At 43.2% G+C, this 15,142-nt stretch carries 13 protein-coding genes and 1 pseudogene; 8 read left to right on the plus strand and 6 right to left on the minus strand.

The genetic code is table 11. The annotated features are described in order from the left end of the window. Positions 1–401 precede the first annotated feature (401 nt). Complete coding sequence (locus FTU90_RS12880; protein ID WP_180072781.1) at positions 402–974, minus strand: peptidylprolyl isomerase; 573 nt, start codon at positions 972–974, stop codon at positions 402–404. Positions 975–1,077: 103 nt separating this feature from the next. Here FTU90_RS12880 and FTU90_RS12885 point away from each other — a divergent pair, with 103 nt between their 5' ends. Then, positions 1,078–1,752, plus strand: a complete 675-nt coding sequence (locus tag FTU90_RS12885; protein WP_100355786.1) for an acetoacetate decarboxylase family protein — start codon at positions 1,078–1,080, stop codon at positions 1,750–1,752. 71 nt (positions 1,753–1,823) lie between these two features. Here the strand turns inward: FTU90_RS12885 and FTU90_RS12890 are convergent, their stop codons facing one another. Continuing rightward, positions 1,824–2,894 (minus strand): alpha/beta hydrolase, encoded by a 1,071-nt coding sequence (locus FTU90_RS12890; RefSeq protein ID WP_180072783.1) that lies wholly within the window; start codon positions 2,892–2,894, stop codon positions 1,824–1,826. 216 nt (positions 2,895–3,110) lie between these two features. Here FTU90_RS12890 and FTU90_RS12895 point away from each other — a divergent pair, with 216 nt between their 5' ends. From FTU90_RS12895 to FTU90_RS12920, 6 genes and pseudogenes are all read left to right on the plus strand, one after another. Beyond that, positions 3,111–3,620, plus strand: a complete 510-nt coding sequence (locus FTU90_RS12895) for a hypothetical protein (RefSeq protein ID WP_180072785.1) — start codon at positions 3,111–3,113, stop codon at positions 3,618–3,620. Between the two features lie 851 nt (positions 3,621–4,471). Next, entirely contained in the window at positions 4,472–5,020 is a 549-nt protein-coding gene (gene grpE, locus FTU90_RS12900) for a nucleotide exchange factor GrpE (RefSeq protein ID WP_005173545.1), read from the plus strand. Positions 5,021–5,175: 155 nt separating this feature from the next. Continuing rightward, a complete protein-coding gene (gene dnaK / locus FTU90_RS12905) occupies positions 5,176–7,119 on the plus strand; it encodes a molecular chaperone DnaK (protein ID WP_180072787.1) in 1,944 nt (647 codons plus the stop codon). A gap of 170 nt (positions 7,120–7,289) precedes the next feature. Then, positions 7,290–7,550 (plus strand): annotated as a pseudogene (locus tag FTU90_RS12910) (OXA-134 family carbapenem-hydrolyzing class D beta-lactamase); the annotation flags it as partial. Positions 7,551–7,610: 60 nt separating this feature from the next. Beyond that, positions 7,611–8,519 carry a matrixin family metalloprotease gene (locus FTU90_RS12915; RefSeq protein WP_180072791.1) on the plus strand — a complete coding sequence of 303 codons (909 nt, stop codon included), beginning with the start codon at positions 7,611–7,613 and terminating at the stop codon, positions 8,517–8,519. Between the two features lie 105 nt (positions 8,520–8,624). Further along, entirely contained in the window at positions 8,625–9,002 is a 378-nt protein-coding gene (locus tag FTU90_RS12920) for a hypothetical protein (RefSeq protein WP_167381287.1), read from the plus strand. A gap of 55 nt (positions 9,003–9,057) precedes the next feature. Here FTU90_RS12920 and erpA read toward each other — a convergent pair whose 3' ends face one another. From erpA to FTU90_RS12940, 4 genes are all read right to left on the minus strand, one after another. Continuing rightward, entirely contained in the window at positions 9,058–9,393 is a 336-nt protein-coding gene (erpA, locus tag FTU90_RS12925) for an iron-sulfur cluster insertion protein ErpA (protein WP_004281944.1), read from the minus strand. Between the two features lie 121 nt (positions 9,394–9,514). Further along, on the minus strand, positions 9,515–10,522 hold the full coding sequence (locus FTU90_RS12930; protein WP_074384156.1) for a putative solute-binding protein: 1,008 nt from the start codon (positions 10,520–10,522) through the stop codon (positions 9,515–9,517). Between the two features lie 192 nt (positions 10,523–10,714). Continuing rightward, positions 10,715–11,725 carry a putative solute-binding protein gene (locus tag FTU90_RS12935; protein WP_159138959.1) on the minus strand — a complete coding sequence of 337 codons (1,011 nt, stop codon included), beginning with the start codon at positions 11,723–11,725 and terminating at the stop codon, positions 10,715–10,717. A gap of 253 nt (positions 11,726–11,978) precedes the next feature. After that, the gene (locus FTU90_RS12940; protein WP_100329866.1) at positions 11,979–12,983 is read right to left on the minus strand and encodes a putative solute-binding protein; all 1,005 of its coding nucleotides are present in this window, start codon (positions 12,981–12,983) and stop codon (positions 11,979–11,981) included. Between the two features lie 217 nt (positions 12,984–13,200). Here FTU90_RS12940 and FTU90_RS12945 point away from each other — a divergent pair, with 217 nt between their 5' ends. Continuing rightward, positions 13,201–15,132, plus strand: coding sequence for an ATP-binding cassette domain-containing protein (locus FTU90_RS12945; protein ID WP_180051067.1), 1,932 nt, complete (start codon positions 13,201–13,203; stop codon positions 15,130–15,132). Positions 15,133–15,142 lie beyond the last annotated feature (10 nt).

The raw sequence follows: 15,142 nt of genomic DNA on the forward strand, positions 1-15,142 counted from the left end.
CAATCTTGGCTCATCAATTTTCTGACAAATATTTCTCAAATAAACTTCGAGTCATTTCTACCATCAATCAATGAAAATAATTTCGATCGATCAACCAGTAAAAATCCACACAAGTTGTTCTTCATAATCTCTTAATGATCTTTCTAACACCTCGTCAGTGCCAGAAGCTGGACTTCGATATACTTAACAACTCAGCAATCTGCTTCGTTCGTTTCCGTCTATCTCGTCGGTATGTGCTCATTATAGGGCAATTTCTTACACGTGCAAGCGCTTTTAACGCACAGGAATCACGAGTGTTTTATTTTTATGCACCAAATTGATTCAATTCCATACAATTCATTACATAAGTACATATTTTTAAAACAGAAATATAAATTAAATATTTCTGTTTTATTCTGTACCTAGTTTTTCACGACTGGTGCTTTAATCGTCACACTGGTGATTTTTACAGGGTTCACCGGCACATTTTGATGTATTCCATAGTTTCGGGTCGGTACTTTAGCAATCTGATCGACGATATCCATACCTTTAGTGACCTTACCAAAGACCGCATAGCCGGCATTTCTGGCAGAACGATCCAGGAAATCATTATCAACCAGGTTCACAAAGAATTGTGCTCGGGCAGAATCCGGCTGATTGGTACGCGCCATGGCTAAAGTACCGCGTTTATTTTGCAGACCATTCGATGATTCGTTTTTAATGGGTGCTTTGGTATTGGCTTTTTCCTGCATGTTCACATCAAAGCCACCGCCCTGCACCATAAAGCCTGGAATGACGCGGTGAAAGATCGTGTCCTTATAGAAGTTACTCTTTACATAGCTTTCAAAGTTCTTTGCCGAGATTGGCGCTTTGTCATTGAAGAGTTCAATTTCAATATTTCCTGATGAAGTCTTCATCTCAATAATCGTATTTGCAGCAAAGCTTGGTAGACTGAGCGCAGCAAGTGCGATCACACATAATGATTTCTTTAACATTTATTAACTCATCTACTTAGAAGTAATGGTTGTGAATGACTATATATTAATCTTTTATAACTCATAATGCAGTGATCTGCCGACTAAAGACAAGAGAATAAGAATGAAGCATGCATTATTACAGGAGCAAAATATCCACCAGTTTCCACCTTGGCGTTTGCAGGGTGAAGGTTTTATTCTGAATTATTGGCTGACCCCCAGCTTTATTGAGCAAGCGAAACAGTTCCGGATCGCACCATCTCCGCTGGGGCGGATGGTCCAAGTCTTATTGGTGCGTTATCATTCTTCGCCGATTGGCCCTTATGATGAGTTACTGATTCTGGATCATCCTTTAATTAGTAAACGGCACCTCAGCTCGATTCCTAAAATTTATGTGTCTACCCATGAGTCTGTGGTACACGGTCAGCATTTATGGGGCATTCCCAAAGAACATGCGCAATTTGAATGGCAGGAAAAGGATCAGGAAGTGCTGTGTCAGATTCAGCATCAAAACCAGCATATGACAATTCGGCTGAAGAAAACCAAATCTGCACGCCAGTTCTACATTAATAGTCATCATATTCCAGCATCTATGCTGAAGATTCAGCAAGCCTGGAAAGGTCAGCGTTTTCAGTTTAGTCCACAGTTCCGTGGTCATCTCTCCAAACTCTCGCAAGTAGAATGGCAAGATATCGACAATATATTTCCAGACTTTTCCAAAGCCAAATTGCTGCAAAGCTTTTATGTTCCCAAATTCAATCTGATCTTTCCTGAAGCGCAGATCAGCAGCAAAGTATAAGAATTGATAAAAACCTATCTATAAAAAAAGGTGTTTCATGAGAAACACCTTTTTGCATTCACGCCTTGGATTTAACTATTTTTGTCCCAGAATTTGCGGAAATTTTTGCTGATCTCAATCACATATTTTTTGGCACGGCGGGAGATCGGCGTCAGGTTGATAAAACCATGTGCCTGGTCGGTATATTCATGATAATGAACACTCACACCATTCTGACGTAGTTTATGCGCATAGATTGAACCTTCATCATGCAGGACATCATGACGTGCGGTAATCACATAGCTCGGCGGCAAGTTTTGCAATTCACCATAGGTCGGTGAAATCAGTGGATCATCTAATTCAATCTGATGGGTCTGGGCATACATGAAGGTCACCAGATCAATATCCTGCTCTGAAAGTACCAGTCCATCTTTATAGGCATAAAAAGATGGATGGCGACTTTTAAAGTCGACCGCCGGATAAAGCAAAAGCTGCGCTCGTGCGGCATAAGATTTACCTACACTGCGCTGCGCCACCACTGCTGCCAGATTTCCACCTGCACTGTCTCCCGCCACCGCAATCCGGTTTTTATACACTTTCAGCTGTTTACTATGCTGATGTGCCCAGGCCAGGGCATCTTCACAAACCTGTACCATCTGCAAGGGGCTAAATTCTGGCGTCAGCGGATAAGCCACGCTTAACACCTGTACTTTGGCATGTACTGCCAGCAAGCGACAGAATTCATCATGGCTGTCCAGACCGCCCACCATAAATGCACCGCCATGATAAAAAATCACCATCGGCAACTTCTTTTGTGGAGCTGGATGATAATGCCGGGCAAAGATGCTGCCACTTTGCAAAGGCAGACGCAGCTCTTCTACCATTTTCACAGCAGTCGGTCTGGCCTGAATTGTTTTCATGCGCGCATCAAACGCCACCCGTGCCTGTGCGACATCTTCACTCAGAAAGCTGCCATGCCCCTGTTTAAGCTGAATCGCCATCAGGCATTTGACCATGGGGTCTAAATCAGGATAGTGATGAGGATAGTCCAAAGCCTTAACCAATGCGTCTTGTGCAATACCAGGTAAGCGATCCAGCATACGCGCTGCTGTGCCTTGCCCTTTCTCCATGACACTTTTCAGTACTGGATGATTCACAGTCATTATTTTTAGTCCTTATTCTCTTAATTCTTCATAGTTTCTACACGATTAGCGTTTCAGTGACCATATTCTTATATAAGTCTTAATATCTAAGTACATATAGTTTTATCCAATACGTTAACCTGATTTATAAAAGATGTCATTGACCGTTTAAATGGTATTTTTGACGTAGTTTTGCGAGCTTCAGTATATTTTTTATTTCAAGTTGGGAGAATGCCTATGGCTGGCAAAATTATAGCTCTGTCTCTGGCGACTGCATTTTTGGCTGTAGGCTGTGTTGCTTTCCCTGAAGATGGTGGCTACTACGATGGCCGTTATGATCAGCGTTCTGATCGCCGCTATGAACAGGATCGTCGTTATGAGCAACAGCGTCGTTATGATCGGCAACGCTGGGAATATGAACAGCAACGTAAACGTATTGAACTGGATCGACGTAAACAGGAAGTGCAGCGTCGTAACTGGGAACAGAACCGTAAAAGACAGTTAGAACAGGACCGACGTAAAAGCCAGCTGGAACGACAACGCCAGGAACAGCAGCGTAAAAACATGATGAGCCAACGGCAAAAACAGGCTGAAACAGAACGTAATAAACGCCGCCTGGAGCAGGATCCTAAACGGATCACCGATCAACGTGCCAGAAAAGCCCAGCAAAACCGTTCATCTAACCCACGCTGGAGCGATAATCGACGTCAACAGCAACAACAGCGCCCACGCGATCGCCGTGATTAATACTTTGATTTCACTCTTTGTTAAAAAAGCCTGTAGCAGGCTTTTTTAATGGAAAATTTTATCTCAAGCTGATTGAATAAAAGCAGTATTTTTGCATGAAGGTCGGACTAAGCCGCCAAGCAATCATTTTTATCTTGATCAGATCAAGAATGCTCAATTTTAGCAAAAAAAAGGCCTATCTTAGAGAAAAAGATAAGCCACGAAAACACATTTCAAAATAAGAAGAAACTACAGCGATAGAATCTGGAATAAATATTAATCAAAAGTTCATCTATTGAGAAATACTTTATTGCTTAGATATTAATCGCTTTTATGTCTAATAAATAATCAGGCAAAAAAAAGCCAAGTCTTGGGGAACTCAGCTTGAAAAAAGTAACTTGAAATAAGGCAACAGCAACCGAGTTCGGCTCTCTCCTCTGAACAAGGTCGCTGTCTATGTCAGTATCATGCAATTTTTTTACTAATATTTAAAACAGATTAAAATTATTAAATTTATTTAAAAATACGATTATCAATTTTTTATATTTATTTTCAAATAATTCATGTTTTATTTTAAAGCTCAGACTGTCTATTCAGCGACGTATACAACAATGATCAGATGACTCCTTGATCATTTACTTCAATTTATCTCCGCCTATATCGCGGTAAAAGCCTGCCATCTGCTCGCTGTTTTATTCAGAATTTTGTATAAATCTTAAATTTAATCTTGACTGACGCTTGAATTTTTACGCCCTGCCCCGATTTCTTTAGGTAATCAAGAACTTCAACCATGGCAGTTCAGCATTAACGCAGTGAATACTGAGGCCTGAGGACTGTACATGTTTAAGAACCCATTTAAACGGAGTAAATCAATGGCGACTGAGCAAAACGAGCAAGCTCAAAAATTTGAGCAAGAGCAAGCGGAACAAGATACAGCGCAAACTCAAGCTGAAACCGAGCAGGCTGAAGTTTCCGTTGAGTCTTTACAAGAGCAGATTGCGCAGCTTGAAGGTGACTTAAAGTTAGAAAAAGCACGTACGGCCAATGCAGTCTACGAAGCACAAAAAAGTGTGGAACGTATTCAGCGTGAATCTGAAAAGCATAAAGATACCGTTTTAGAAAAGTTCTCTAAAGAACTTTTAGAAACCGTCGACAATCTCGAGCGCGCCATTGTTGCCGCAGGTGAAGAGAAAACTCCACTGCTGGAAGGCGTTGAACTGACACTTAAATCTTTATTGAATACCTTAGAGAAATTTGGAGTCGTGGTGGTAGACACCAGTAACGGCTTTAATGCTGATCTGCATCAGGCAGTTGGGATTGATCCAAATGCCAAAGCCAATGAAATTGGCACTGTTTTGCAAAAAGGCTACACGCTGAATAATCGCCTGTTGCGTCCGGCGATGGTCATGGTTGGCGCTTAAGCCAAATAAATTCGGGAGTTTGTGAAATTTTTTCAACAATTTTACTTGAAAAAAATCGAACGGCTCTCATATCGGATAACAAGTAAATCCCTTTTAATTTCCCTTTGATAAAGGGAAAAGTTTGGGAATAAAAAAATTTTTGAGGAAACATCCAAATGGCTAAAATCATTGGTATTGACTTAGGTACTACAAACTCATGTGTTGCAGTACTTGAAGGCGACAAAGTTAAAGTAATCGAAAACGCTGAAGGCGCGCGTACAACGCCATCAATTATTGCCTATAAAGATGGCGAAATTCTGGTAGGTCAATCGGCAAAGCGTCAAGCGGTAACGAATCCTAAAAATACCTTGTTCGCGATCAAACGTTTGATCGGTCGTCGTTATGAAGACCAAGCGGTACAAAAAGATATCGGTCTGGTACCGTACAAAATCATCAAAGCTGACAACGGTGATGCTTGGGTTGATGTCAACGACAAGAAACTTGCGCCACAGCAAATCTCTGCTGAAATCTTGAAAAAGATGAAGAAAACAGCGGAAGATTACCTGGGTGAAACAGTAACTGAAGCGGTCATTACCGTTCCTGCTTACTTCAACGATGCCCAGCGTCAAGCCACTAAAGATGCAGGTAAAATTGCAGGTTTAGAAGTGAAACGTATCATCAACGAACCAACTGCTGCTGCACTTGCGTTCGGTATGGACAAGAAAGAAGGCGACCGTAAAATCGCGGTTTATGACTTGGGTGGTGGTACATTCGACGTTTCAATCATTGAAATTGCGGATCTTGATGGCGACCAGCAAATCGAAGTGTTGTCTACTAACGGTGATACATTCCTGGGTGGTGAAGACTTCGATAACGCATTGATCGAATTCCTGGTTGAAGAGTTCAAGAAAGAACAAAACTTCAACTTGAAACAAGATCCGCTTGCGCTACAACGTCTAAAAGAAGCTGCTGAAAAAGCGAAGATCGAGCTTTCTTCTTCGAATGCAACTGAAATCAACCTGCCATACATCACTGCTGATGCGACTGGTCCTAAACACTTGGTGATCAACGTAACACGTGCGAAACTTGAAGGTTTGGTTGCTGACTTGGTTGCGCGTACCATTGAGCCATGTAAGATTGCACTTAAAGATGCTGGTCTTTCGACTTCAGACATCTCCGACGTGATTTTGGTGGGTGGTCAATCACGTATGCCAATGGTTCAACAGAAGGTTCAAGAATTCTTCGGTAAAGAGCCACGTAAAGACGTGAACCCTGATGAAGCAGTCGCAATGGGTGCTGCGATTCAAGGTGCGGTACTTTCAGGTGACAAAACTGACGTACTTCTTCTTGACGTAACTCCGCTGACACTTGGTATCGAAACCATGGGTGGCGTGTTAACAGCAATCATCGAGAAAAACACCACGATTCCTGCGAAGAAATCTCAAGTGTTCTCGACTGCTGCTGACAACCAGCCTGCTGTAGACATTTCTGTGTTCCAGGGTGAACGTAAAATGGCACAGCAAAACAAATTGTTGGGTAACTTCCAATTGGGCGATATCCCACCTGCGCCACGTGGTGTGCCACAAATTGAAGTGTCTTTCGATATCAACGCTGATGGTATCTTGAAAGTATCTGCAAAAGACAAGAGCACGGGTAAAGAGCAATCGATCCAGATTAAAGCAAACTCAGGTTTGTCTGATGCTGAAATCGAAGCAATGATCCGTGATGCTGAAGCGAATGCTGAAGAAGATCGCAAATTCGAAGAATTAGCGAAAGCACGTAACGAAGCGGATGCACTGGTTTCTTCTGCTCAAAAAGCAGTGAAAGATTTGGGCGAGCAAGTGACTGCAGACGAAAAAACTGCAATTGAAACTGCGGTTTCTGAGCTTGAAGCATCAACTAAAGAAAATGATGTTGAAGAAATCAAAGCGAAAACTGAAGCGTTGCAAAACATCATCATGCCGATCACTCAGCGTGCCTATGAAGCAGCTCAAGGCCAAGGCGGTGCGCAAGGTTTTGATCCGAACGTATTCGGTGGTGACGCTGGTCAACAACAGCAAAAAGCGGACGACGGCGTTGTAGATGCTGAGTTCACTGAAGTAAAAGATGACAAAAAATAATTTGTCGCTTTAACTGAAAAACCGCGCAATAGCGCGGTTTTTTTATGTCCAAATTTTAAAGCATGAAGGTAAAATGACTAAAAATGGATCGTATGTTCAAGTAAAGCTGTTTAAGTTAAATCCAACATGAAACGACCATCAACCCTGAAAATTCTGATTTTGCGGCCTTTCAGCAATGGGTTAAAGCCATGTTATTGCTACAGGAACACCACGCTTGTCGACTGTATGCCAAATCCGGCCGGGATATGGAGCTGGAAGCGCAAGTTGGCTGGCGCACGGGCTGGATCGAAACACCACAGGCTGACATCGTGGCCTTTTCCCTGAATATGCAGATGCACAGTCATATGGATCCGGCGATTCGCCTGGACATTTTACAGCAGGCCTTGGCCGAATTAGGACTTTATCCAAAAGCTGATCAGGAAGGCAAATAAGCATGGGAAATGCCTTAAAATTAAGCTATATTCTTTAAAAACAAGCATTTCAATAGCAATATGCGCCTTCTACTCTGTTTGGTCATCGTTGGGTTAATCCTGTCTGCCTCTATGCATATGCAGACCAAAGCTCATCCACAACTGCGCTACAACTCGCTGGCAGACCGGCTCAGTCATCCTTTTGACACACGTTTACGCTTTAAGGTCGATCAGGTTGATGCAGGCTTTGGGCTGAGTAAAGAGCAAGTGATTCAACTGAGCAAAGAAGCCGTTGAGATCTGGCATCAGGGCACCCATCGCGATGATCTGCTGCTCTATGATGAAAATGCCCAGCTGAGTATTCATCTGATCTATGATCAACGGCAACAGGAATATAATGCCTTAAAGAAAGTCGAAAAACAGTTGCTGGCAGATGATGCCCAGTATCAACGTCAGGTCAAAAATCTGGAAGCATCTTATCAACATCTGGAAAGTCAACAACAACGCTTGATCCAGCAAAGAGATCAGATTAATTATGAATTTCAGAAGCTACAGCAACGACGGCATCAGCCAAATTTATCTGCCTATGAGCACGAACAATTAGAATATGAGTTTCAGGCTTTACAGCACAAATCGGAAAATTTTAAACGGGAAGCCGAGTATCTTCAGCGACAGCAAAGTTCTTTTAACCTGAATGTTTCGCTGCATCAACATAGTCTTGAAAATCATCAACAGAATATCATTCAGGCCCAGCAACGTTTTCCTGCCCGTGAATTTCATAAAGGGGTATTTATGGGTCATCAGATTCATGTATATCAGTTTGATGCAGAAGATGATCTGCGTCTGACACTGGCTCATGAACTGGGGCATGCTTTGGGCCTGTATCATCATGATGATCCAGAGGCGCTGATGTATCCGGTACTGGGAAAACAGAATTTACAACACTTTCAGTTGCGACCTGCCGACAAGACTTTGCTGTATCACCGTTAAGTGATCAGCCTGAATTCCTTAATTAATTTAAGTGTATAAGTGTTATAAAAAACACTCTATTCGGATTTCATGTTATTGTGAACGGCTACATTGTTCAGGCCATCTTTGGAGATTCATGTGAGTTACTACCATATTTTAATTGAAGTAAATGACCACATTAGTACGATTGATGAAACGCGTGATATCGAGATCTTTGATATTGAGGATATTCAGCCACATCTTCATGCGATTTTATTGCCTTATTTCAATGAACAGCTGATTGAACTGGACGATGAGAATCTGGAATATAAAGATATTTTACATCTGGAAATCAAACAGACCCTCTTGCCGATCAATGACCTGATCGAAGAAGAGCAGCGCTTGTTGCCAAGTGATACCGATATTACCATTAGCGCTTATGAGATTTTTAATAATCGTGAGCTGAGTCAGGATGTCACATCAGTAATTTTTGACCTCTTGGAAGCGGTAAAACTGGAAAATTAAGTTTTCTTCAGATATAAAAAAGTCCTCATCAAGAGGACTTTTTTATTGTGCGTGTTTAGATCGAGAATGAAGATCCACAACCACAAGTGGTGGTCGCATTCGGGTTTTGCACCACAAAGCGTGAACCTTCCAGACCTTCCAAATAATCTACAACGGAACCGACCAGATATTGATAGCTGAGTGAATCGACCAGTACTTTCACATCGCCGTTGGCAAATTCTGCATCATCTTCATTCTGACTTTCGGCAAAGTTAAAGCCATAAGAGAAACCTGAACAGCCGCCACCGGTAACATACACACGGAGCATTAAGTCTTGGTTACCTTCACTGTCACGCAACTGGCGTACTTTATTTGCGGCATTGTCGGTGAGCACAAGCGCTTGGGCATTCATGGCGGATTCCTCTGTTGAATGGAATGTCTTTAAAAAGAAAAGACCATATCGAAGTATAACACACTCAATATATGGTCAGTCTCTACAGATTAAAAGTCAAATCAGAGTAATTTTATCAGGATTATTTGTAGTTCTCATCCTGTAAGGCACATTCGAAGTTTTGCGGGTTCTGCTTACAACGGAATTGCCACAGCAGTTTCATCATGCGTTTGTCATATACGCCGCGTTTGGTCAGGTCGATTCTGGAATCGCGCATCATTTTCTGATAGCCCGGTTTATCTGCAGCCGGAATATCCATCCAGTATTTTGCAGGAATATCGGCTTTCATTTTGCCCAGAATACCAAAAGCGCGCGGCAACTGGCTTCTCACCCATTCACGTGATTTTTGACCATAACCCGCCGGGAATTTATCGGGACGGATAATGATATTACCGGTCACTTGCAACACCGGATAATTCACAATCGCACCTTTTGTACCTAAGCCTTTGTGTAATTCTAGCGGCTTAAATACCGCAGCGGGTGCGCCAATGATATCAACCTGACCATTGTTAAACTTGGCGCCAAAGTTGGTGACATCGGCACTGACGGCTTGAGCACCAACCTGCTGCACCATGATTTTTTGTGCTTCATCATAGTCGAGTACCGCAATTTTTTTACCTGCGGCTTTGGCCACGGTATTAATACTACGGTCATTGACCAACAGAAAAGCATCACCGACAGGAATCACCCCCACCACTTCATATTTGCCATTGAGCATATGTTTGGCAAAAGTCGGACTCGCCAGACCCTGCATCACTTTAACGGCCAGATTCAGATCTGGAATCGCCCCGATAGCATCGAGTGAGCCGGTAAAGCTGTTAAACTGACGTCCGCGCATTCCAGTGACACTAATCCCGTCACATTTTCCAGCCTTAAAATCTTCTGCAACCACGGCTTCATTGGTATTCACTCTAAGCTCGATATCAGCGCCCCAGTTTTTCGCTGCCAGCTGATAATCTTTCATGACGCTATACACATCGCCATTTTTGCCCACCAGATCAAATACGCACATCACCTGTTTGGCCTGTACCAGACCTGAAACAGTAAATGTCGCTGCGGCCAATGCCAGTATTTTCCATCTTCTTTGCATCATCCTAATGTCCTTATACCTTGTTTTTGTTATTGCGATTTCAGCCGCATCTAATTGTTTTTATATCAACCATAAGAAATCAATCTTTAGATCAAGCTTAAGCTATTTAATCAGCTGTACAATGGCTGATCTGCCTCAGTTCAACCACAAAAAAAGCTTAGACTCAGCTAAGCTTTTTCTTTAAAAATCAAATTACTCACCCGAAAGTGAACACTCAAAATTGGCTTTGTCGACAGAACAGCGTGCGCGTTTTAACACTGACATCATGCCAGCATCATAGATTCCGCGTTTGGTCATGTCCATACGGCCATCACGTAACATTTTCTGATACTTGGTTCTATCTTCAGCGCTCAGATTCATTTTATATTTCGACGGAATTCCGGCTTCCAGACGGCCGATCATGGCCATACTTTTTGGCAGGTTTTTGATAAACCAGTCACGCGATTTTTGCCCAAAACCTGCCGGGAATTTTTCCGGGCGAATGACAAAATCGGACGTCACATGCAGCACCGGGAAATTAAACATCGCGCCGTTATTGCTAAGGCCTTTATAAATCTCTAGCGGTTTATAAGCATAGGCTGGTGCCCCCACCATATCCACCTGACCATTGTTAAATTTGGCCACAAAATTGGATACATCGGAAATCACGGCCTGGGCACCGACACGCTGCACCATAATTTTCTGGGCATCGTCATAGCCCAATACCGCGAATTTTTTACCTGCGGCTTTTTCGATCGAGTTAATATTTTTGTCACGGACAAAGATGAACGCCGAACCAAGTGGTGCAATCCCGGCAATTTCGTATTTTTTACCACCCAGATTAGTCACCATTTTGCTGGCATTGCGTTTGTCCAGCGCAAAACTAATGGCTCGCTGTGCAATTGCATTGCTCGGTGCACCGCCCAGTGCATCGATAGAACCGGCAAATTTATTGTATTGACGGGCGCGCATGGCAGTCATAAATACGCCATCACATTTTCCGGCTTTAAAATCATTGTCGGCAACAGCTTCATCCTGGCGGGCAATCAGATTGATTTCTGCGCCCCAGCCTTTTGCAGCCAGTGCCCATTCTTGCGCCATCTGGAAAGACTCACCCGATTTACCCAGTAAGTCAAACACGCAGATATCGACTTTTTCTGCATGCACTGCATTGGCAAAACCAAATGTAGAAAGTGCAGCCAATGATAAGAGTGCTTTTTTCATTGTATTATCCTTTGGAATCTTGTTATTCGCTGAGTGTCCTTACACGGAACAAATATTAAGCAAGTTTAATTAAAAAAAATAGAGCATTTACTCCATTTAAAACCCGTGTTTTGGCCTATAAAGATAAATCAGCGTATGTTCTAAATATTATTTTATAAAATATTTTTAAATATCAATTTCTTAATATTTAATAGAAGTTTCGTATCATTACATTTAATCCGTGAGAGTTACAAAGATATACATCATTTGAATTTTATTCGCCACTAATTGAACACTCAAAATTGGTTCTTTCGACGGTACAGCGGGCACGCTTCAATACCGTCATCATGCCGGGATCATAAATCCCCTGCCGGGTTAAATCGATGCGGCCTTCGCGCAGAATCTTCTGATAGGCAATGCGATCTTCACGGCTTAAGTTCAGCTTATATTTATTGGGAATTTCCGCTTCCATACGTTTCACCATGGCAAAACTGCGCGGCAACTGTTTCACAAACCAGTCTCTGGATTGTACTGCGAAAGAGTCAGGAAATTTATCCTGCCGGATGATCAGGTCGGCAGTGACATTGATTACTGGAAAATTAATCATGGCGCCTTTATTGCCCAGACCTTTTTCTAATTCAAGCGGTTTAAAGGCATAAGCCGGTGCAGCCACAATATCGACTTCGCCCTGATTAAATTTACGGATAAAATTGGAAATTTCCGACATTACCGGCACGGCTTCAATCCGATTGACCATAATTTTCTGGGCATAGTCATAATGTAGCACGGCAAATTTCTTGCCTTTTACCTGTTCCAGTTTATTCAGCTCGCGATCACGAACAAAAATATAAGCCGGGCCAATCTGTCCGATCCCAGCCACTTCAAATTTTTCTTTGCCAATCTGGGTGATCAAGCGCTTGCTGTTGCGTTTGTCCAGTACATAACTGATGGCTTTCATGGCAATGTCATTATTTGGCACACCACCAATCGCATCAATCGAGCCGGCGAATTTGTTATAGGCGCGGGCCCGCATGGAGGTCATATAGAAGCCATCGCATTTACCTGCCTTGGCATCCTGATCCACTTTGGCTTCGTCCTGATAGGCAGTCAATTGAACATCAGCATTCCAAGCTTTTGCAGCTAAGGCCCATTCTTCCAGTAATTTAAAAGATTCGCCAGACTTGCCCAGCAAATCAAAAACACAGACATTTACTTTGGCATGACTTGAAGTCGATGCCAGTAGACCCAGTGCAGATAAAACTAAAAATCCCTTTTTCATTTTTATTTTACTCTATCGTATTTTTTGCTCGATCAGCTTCTACTATAAACAACTGTTAATGCTGAAAATAGAGCTTATACTCAACTTATGCGTCCATAATATATAAATTCACAGTATTTAAAAGCTGGCTCATTTCAGTAAAAGTCGCAAGATTTTTCATTTTCACAAGGCTTTCCTTTAGAATAGGCGCATCTTATTTCTTAGCTTTGATTTCTCAATGATTCAGTTAGACCAGTTATCTATACGTCGCGGTGGACGTGTTTTATTTCAAAAAGCGTCGATGCAGTTACACCCAGGATGGAAAATTGGCCTAACCGGTGTCAATGGTGCCGGGAAATCGACCCTGTTTTCAGCCTTGCTCGGTGGCATGGAGTCAGACACCGGTTCGTTGACCCGTCCTGCGGTTTGGACCGTGGCGCATATGGCACAGGAAATCAAAGCGCTGAATATGAAAGCCATTGATTTCGTCTTGTCCGGCGATGAAGAATACTGGGATATTCAGCAGAAACTGGAGCAGCCAGATCAGCTAGATGATGCAGAACTGGCGCATTTATATGGCCGTTTTGATGAAATTTCAGGTTATTCTGCGCCGGCCAAAGCTTCGCAACTGATGGCCGGTCTGGGCTTTTTTGAACATCAATCCCAACTGGATGTGTCCAGTTTTTCCGGTGGCTGGCGCATGCGCCTGAATCTGGCGCGTACCCTGATGAGCCGTTCCGATTTACTCCTTCTTGATGAACCGACCAACCATTTAGACCTGGATGCCATTCTCTGGCTCGAAGACTGGCTGAAAGCCTATGAAGGTACGCTGGTGCTGATTTCGCATGACCGGGATTTTCTCGATGCGATTACCGACCATATTTTACATATTGAAAATCAGGAACTGATTTTATATACCGGTAACTACTCGACCTTCGAGCGTACCCGCAGTGAACGTCTGGCGCAGCAGCAACAGGCTTATGAAAAGCAGCTGGAAACCCGCGCACATCTGCAAAAATATATTGACCGTTTTAAAGCGCAAGCCACCAAAGCCAAGCAGGCACAGAGCCGGATCAAACAGCTGGAGCGTATGCAGGAACTGTCTGCTGCCCATGTTGATACACCATTTACCTTCAGTTTCCGTGAACCGACCAAAATGAGTTCGCCTTTATTGCAACTGGAACATGCCGATATTGGTTATGGTGACAAGCTGATTGTCACCAATGTCAATTTACAGATCACGCCAAGCAGCCGGATTGGTTTGCTCGGGATGAATGGTGCCGGTAAATCTACCCTAATTAAATCGCTGGTCGGTGATTTAAAATTGCTTCAGGGTCTGCGCAAAGACTCGGAACTGCTTAATATTGGCTACTTTGCCCAACACCAAATGGATGCACTGGATGGCAATGCCAGCCCGATGTTACAGCTGGCACGTATTGCCGATAAAAAAATCAGTGAAGCCAGCTTACGTTCTTTCCTGGGCAGTTTTGGTTTTAGCGGCGAACGCATGGATACGCCGAGTGAAAGTTTCTCGGGCGGTGAACGTGCCCGTCTGGCTTTGGCATTGATTGTCTGGCAGCGTCCAAACGTGTTGATTCTGGATGAACCGACCAACCATTTAGACTTGGATATGCGTCATGCATTAACCATGGCCTTGCAGGATTTTGAAGGTGCTGTGGTGCTGGTGTCGCATGAACGCCAGCTGATTGCCAGTGTCTGTGATGAATTGCTGCTGGTACATAATGGTCAATGCCGTGAATTTGACGGTGATCTGACCGCTTATGCCGACTGGTTACGCCAAGCCCGCATTGAGATGATCAAAAATGGACAAAAGCCAGCCGAGCCGGTGAAATCTCAGGTTGAAGTCAAAGCAACCATTTCCAAACTGGACAAAGAAGCACAGCGTAAGGAAGCGGCACGCCAGCGGGAACTGAGCCGCCCGATTCGTAAAAATATCGAAAAATGTGAAACACAGATTTCAAAGCTGCAACCACGACTGGCTGAAATTGAAAGCTTGCTCGGAGATAGTGCTTTATATGATGCCTCACGTAAAAATGATTTGCTCAAACTGATGAATGAGCAAACCGAGCTGAAAGCCAAACTGGAAACAGCCGAAGAACAGATGCTGGAACTGATGATGGAACTGGAAAGTCTGGAGCAGTCCTTCTAACACTATTTCA

The organism is Acinetobacter sp. YH12200 (genome assembly GCF_013418175.1).
Classification (GTDB): domain Bacteria; phylum Pseudomonadota; class Gammaproteobacteria; order Pseudomonadales; family Moraxellaceae; genus Acinetobacter; species Acinetobacter pseudolwoffii.

Excerpts from the sequence above, each read along its gene's own strand:
- FTU90_RS12880 (WP_180072781.1), bottom strand. The coding sequence starts at position 974 with ATGTTAAAGAAATCATTATGTGTGATCGCACTTGCTGCGCTCAGTCTA.
- FTU90_RS12885 (WP_100355786.1), top strand. The coding sequence starts at position 1,078 with ATGAAGCATGCATTATTACAGGAGCAAAATATCCACCAGTTTCCACCT.
- FTU90_RS12890 (WP_180072783.1), bottom strand. The coding sequence starts at position 2,894 with ATGACTGTGAATCATCCAGTACTGAAAAGTGTCATGGAGAAAGGGCAA.
- FTU90_RS12895 (WP_180072785.1), top strand. The coding sequence starts at position 3,111 with ATGGCTGGCAAAATTATAGCTCTGTCTCTGGCGACTGCATTTTTGGCT.
- grpE (WP_005173545.1), top strand. The coding sequence starts at position 4,472 with ATGGCGACTGAGCAAAACGAGCAAGCTCAAAAATTTGAGCAAGAGCAA.
- dnaK (WP_180072787.1), top strand. The coding sequence starts at position 5,176 with ATGGCTAAAATCATTGGTATTGACTTAGGTACTACAAACTCATGTGTT.
- FTU90_RS12915 (WP_180072791.1), top strand. The coding sequence starts at position 7,611 with ATGCGCCTTCTACTCTGTTTGGTCATCGTTGGGTTAATCCTGTCTGCC.
- erpA (WP_004281944.1), bottom strand. The coding sequence starts at position 9,393 with ATGAATGCCCAAGCGCTTGTGCTCACCGACAATGCCGCAAATAAAGTA.
- FTU90_RS12930 (WP_074384156.1), bottom strand. The coding sequence starts at position 10,522 with ATGCAAAGAAGATGGAAAATACTGGCATTGGCCGCAGCGACATTTACT.
- FTU90_RS12935 (WP_159138959.1), bottom strand. The coding sequence starts at position 11,725 with ATGAAAAAAGCACTCTTATCATTGGCTGCACTTTCTACATTTGGTTTT.
- FTU90_RS12940 (WP_100329866.1), bottom strand. The coding sequence starts at position 12,983 with ATGAAAAAGGGATTTTTAGTTTTATCTGCACTGGGTCTACTGGCATCG.
- FTU90_RS12945 (WP_180051067.1), top strand. The coding sequence starts at position 13,201 with ATGATTCAGTTAGACCAGTTATCTATACGTCGCGGTGGACGTGTTTTA.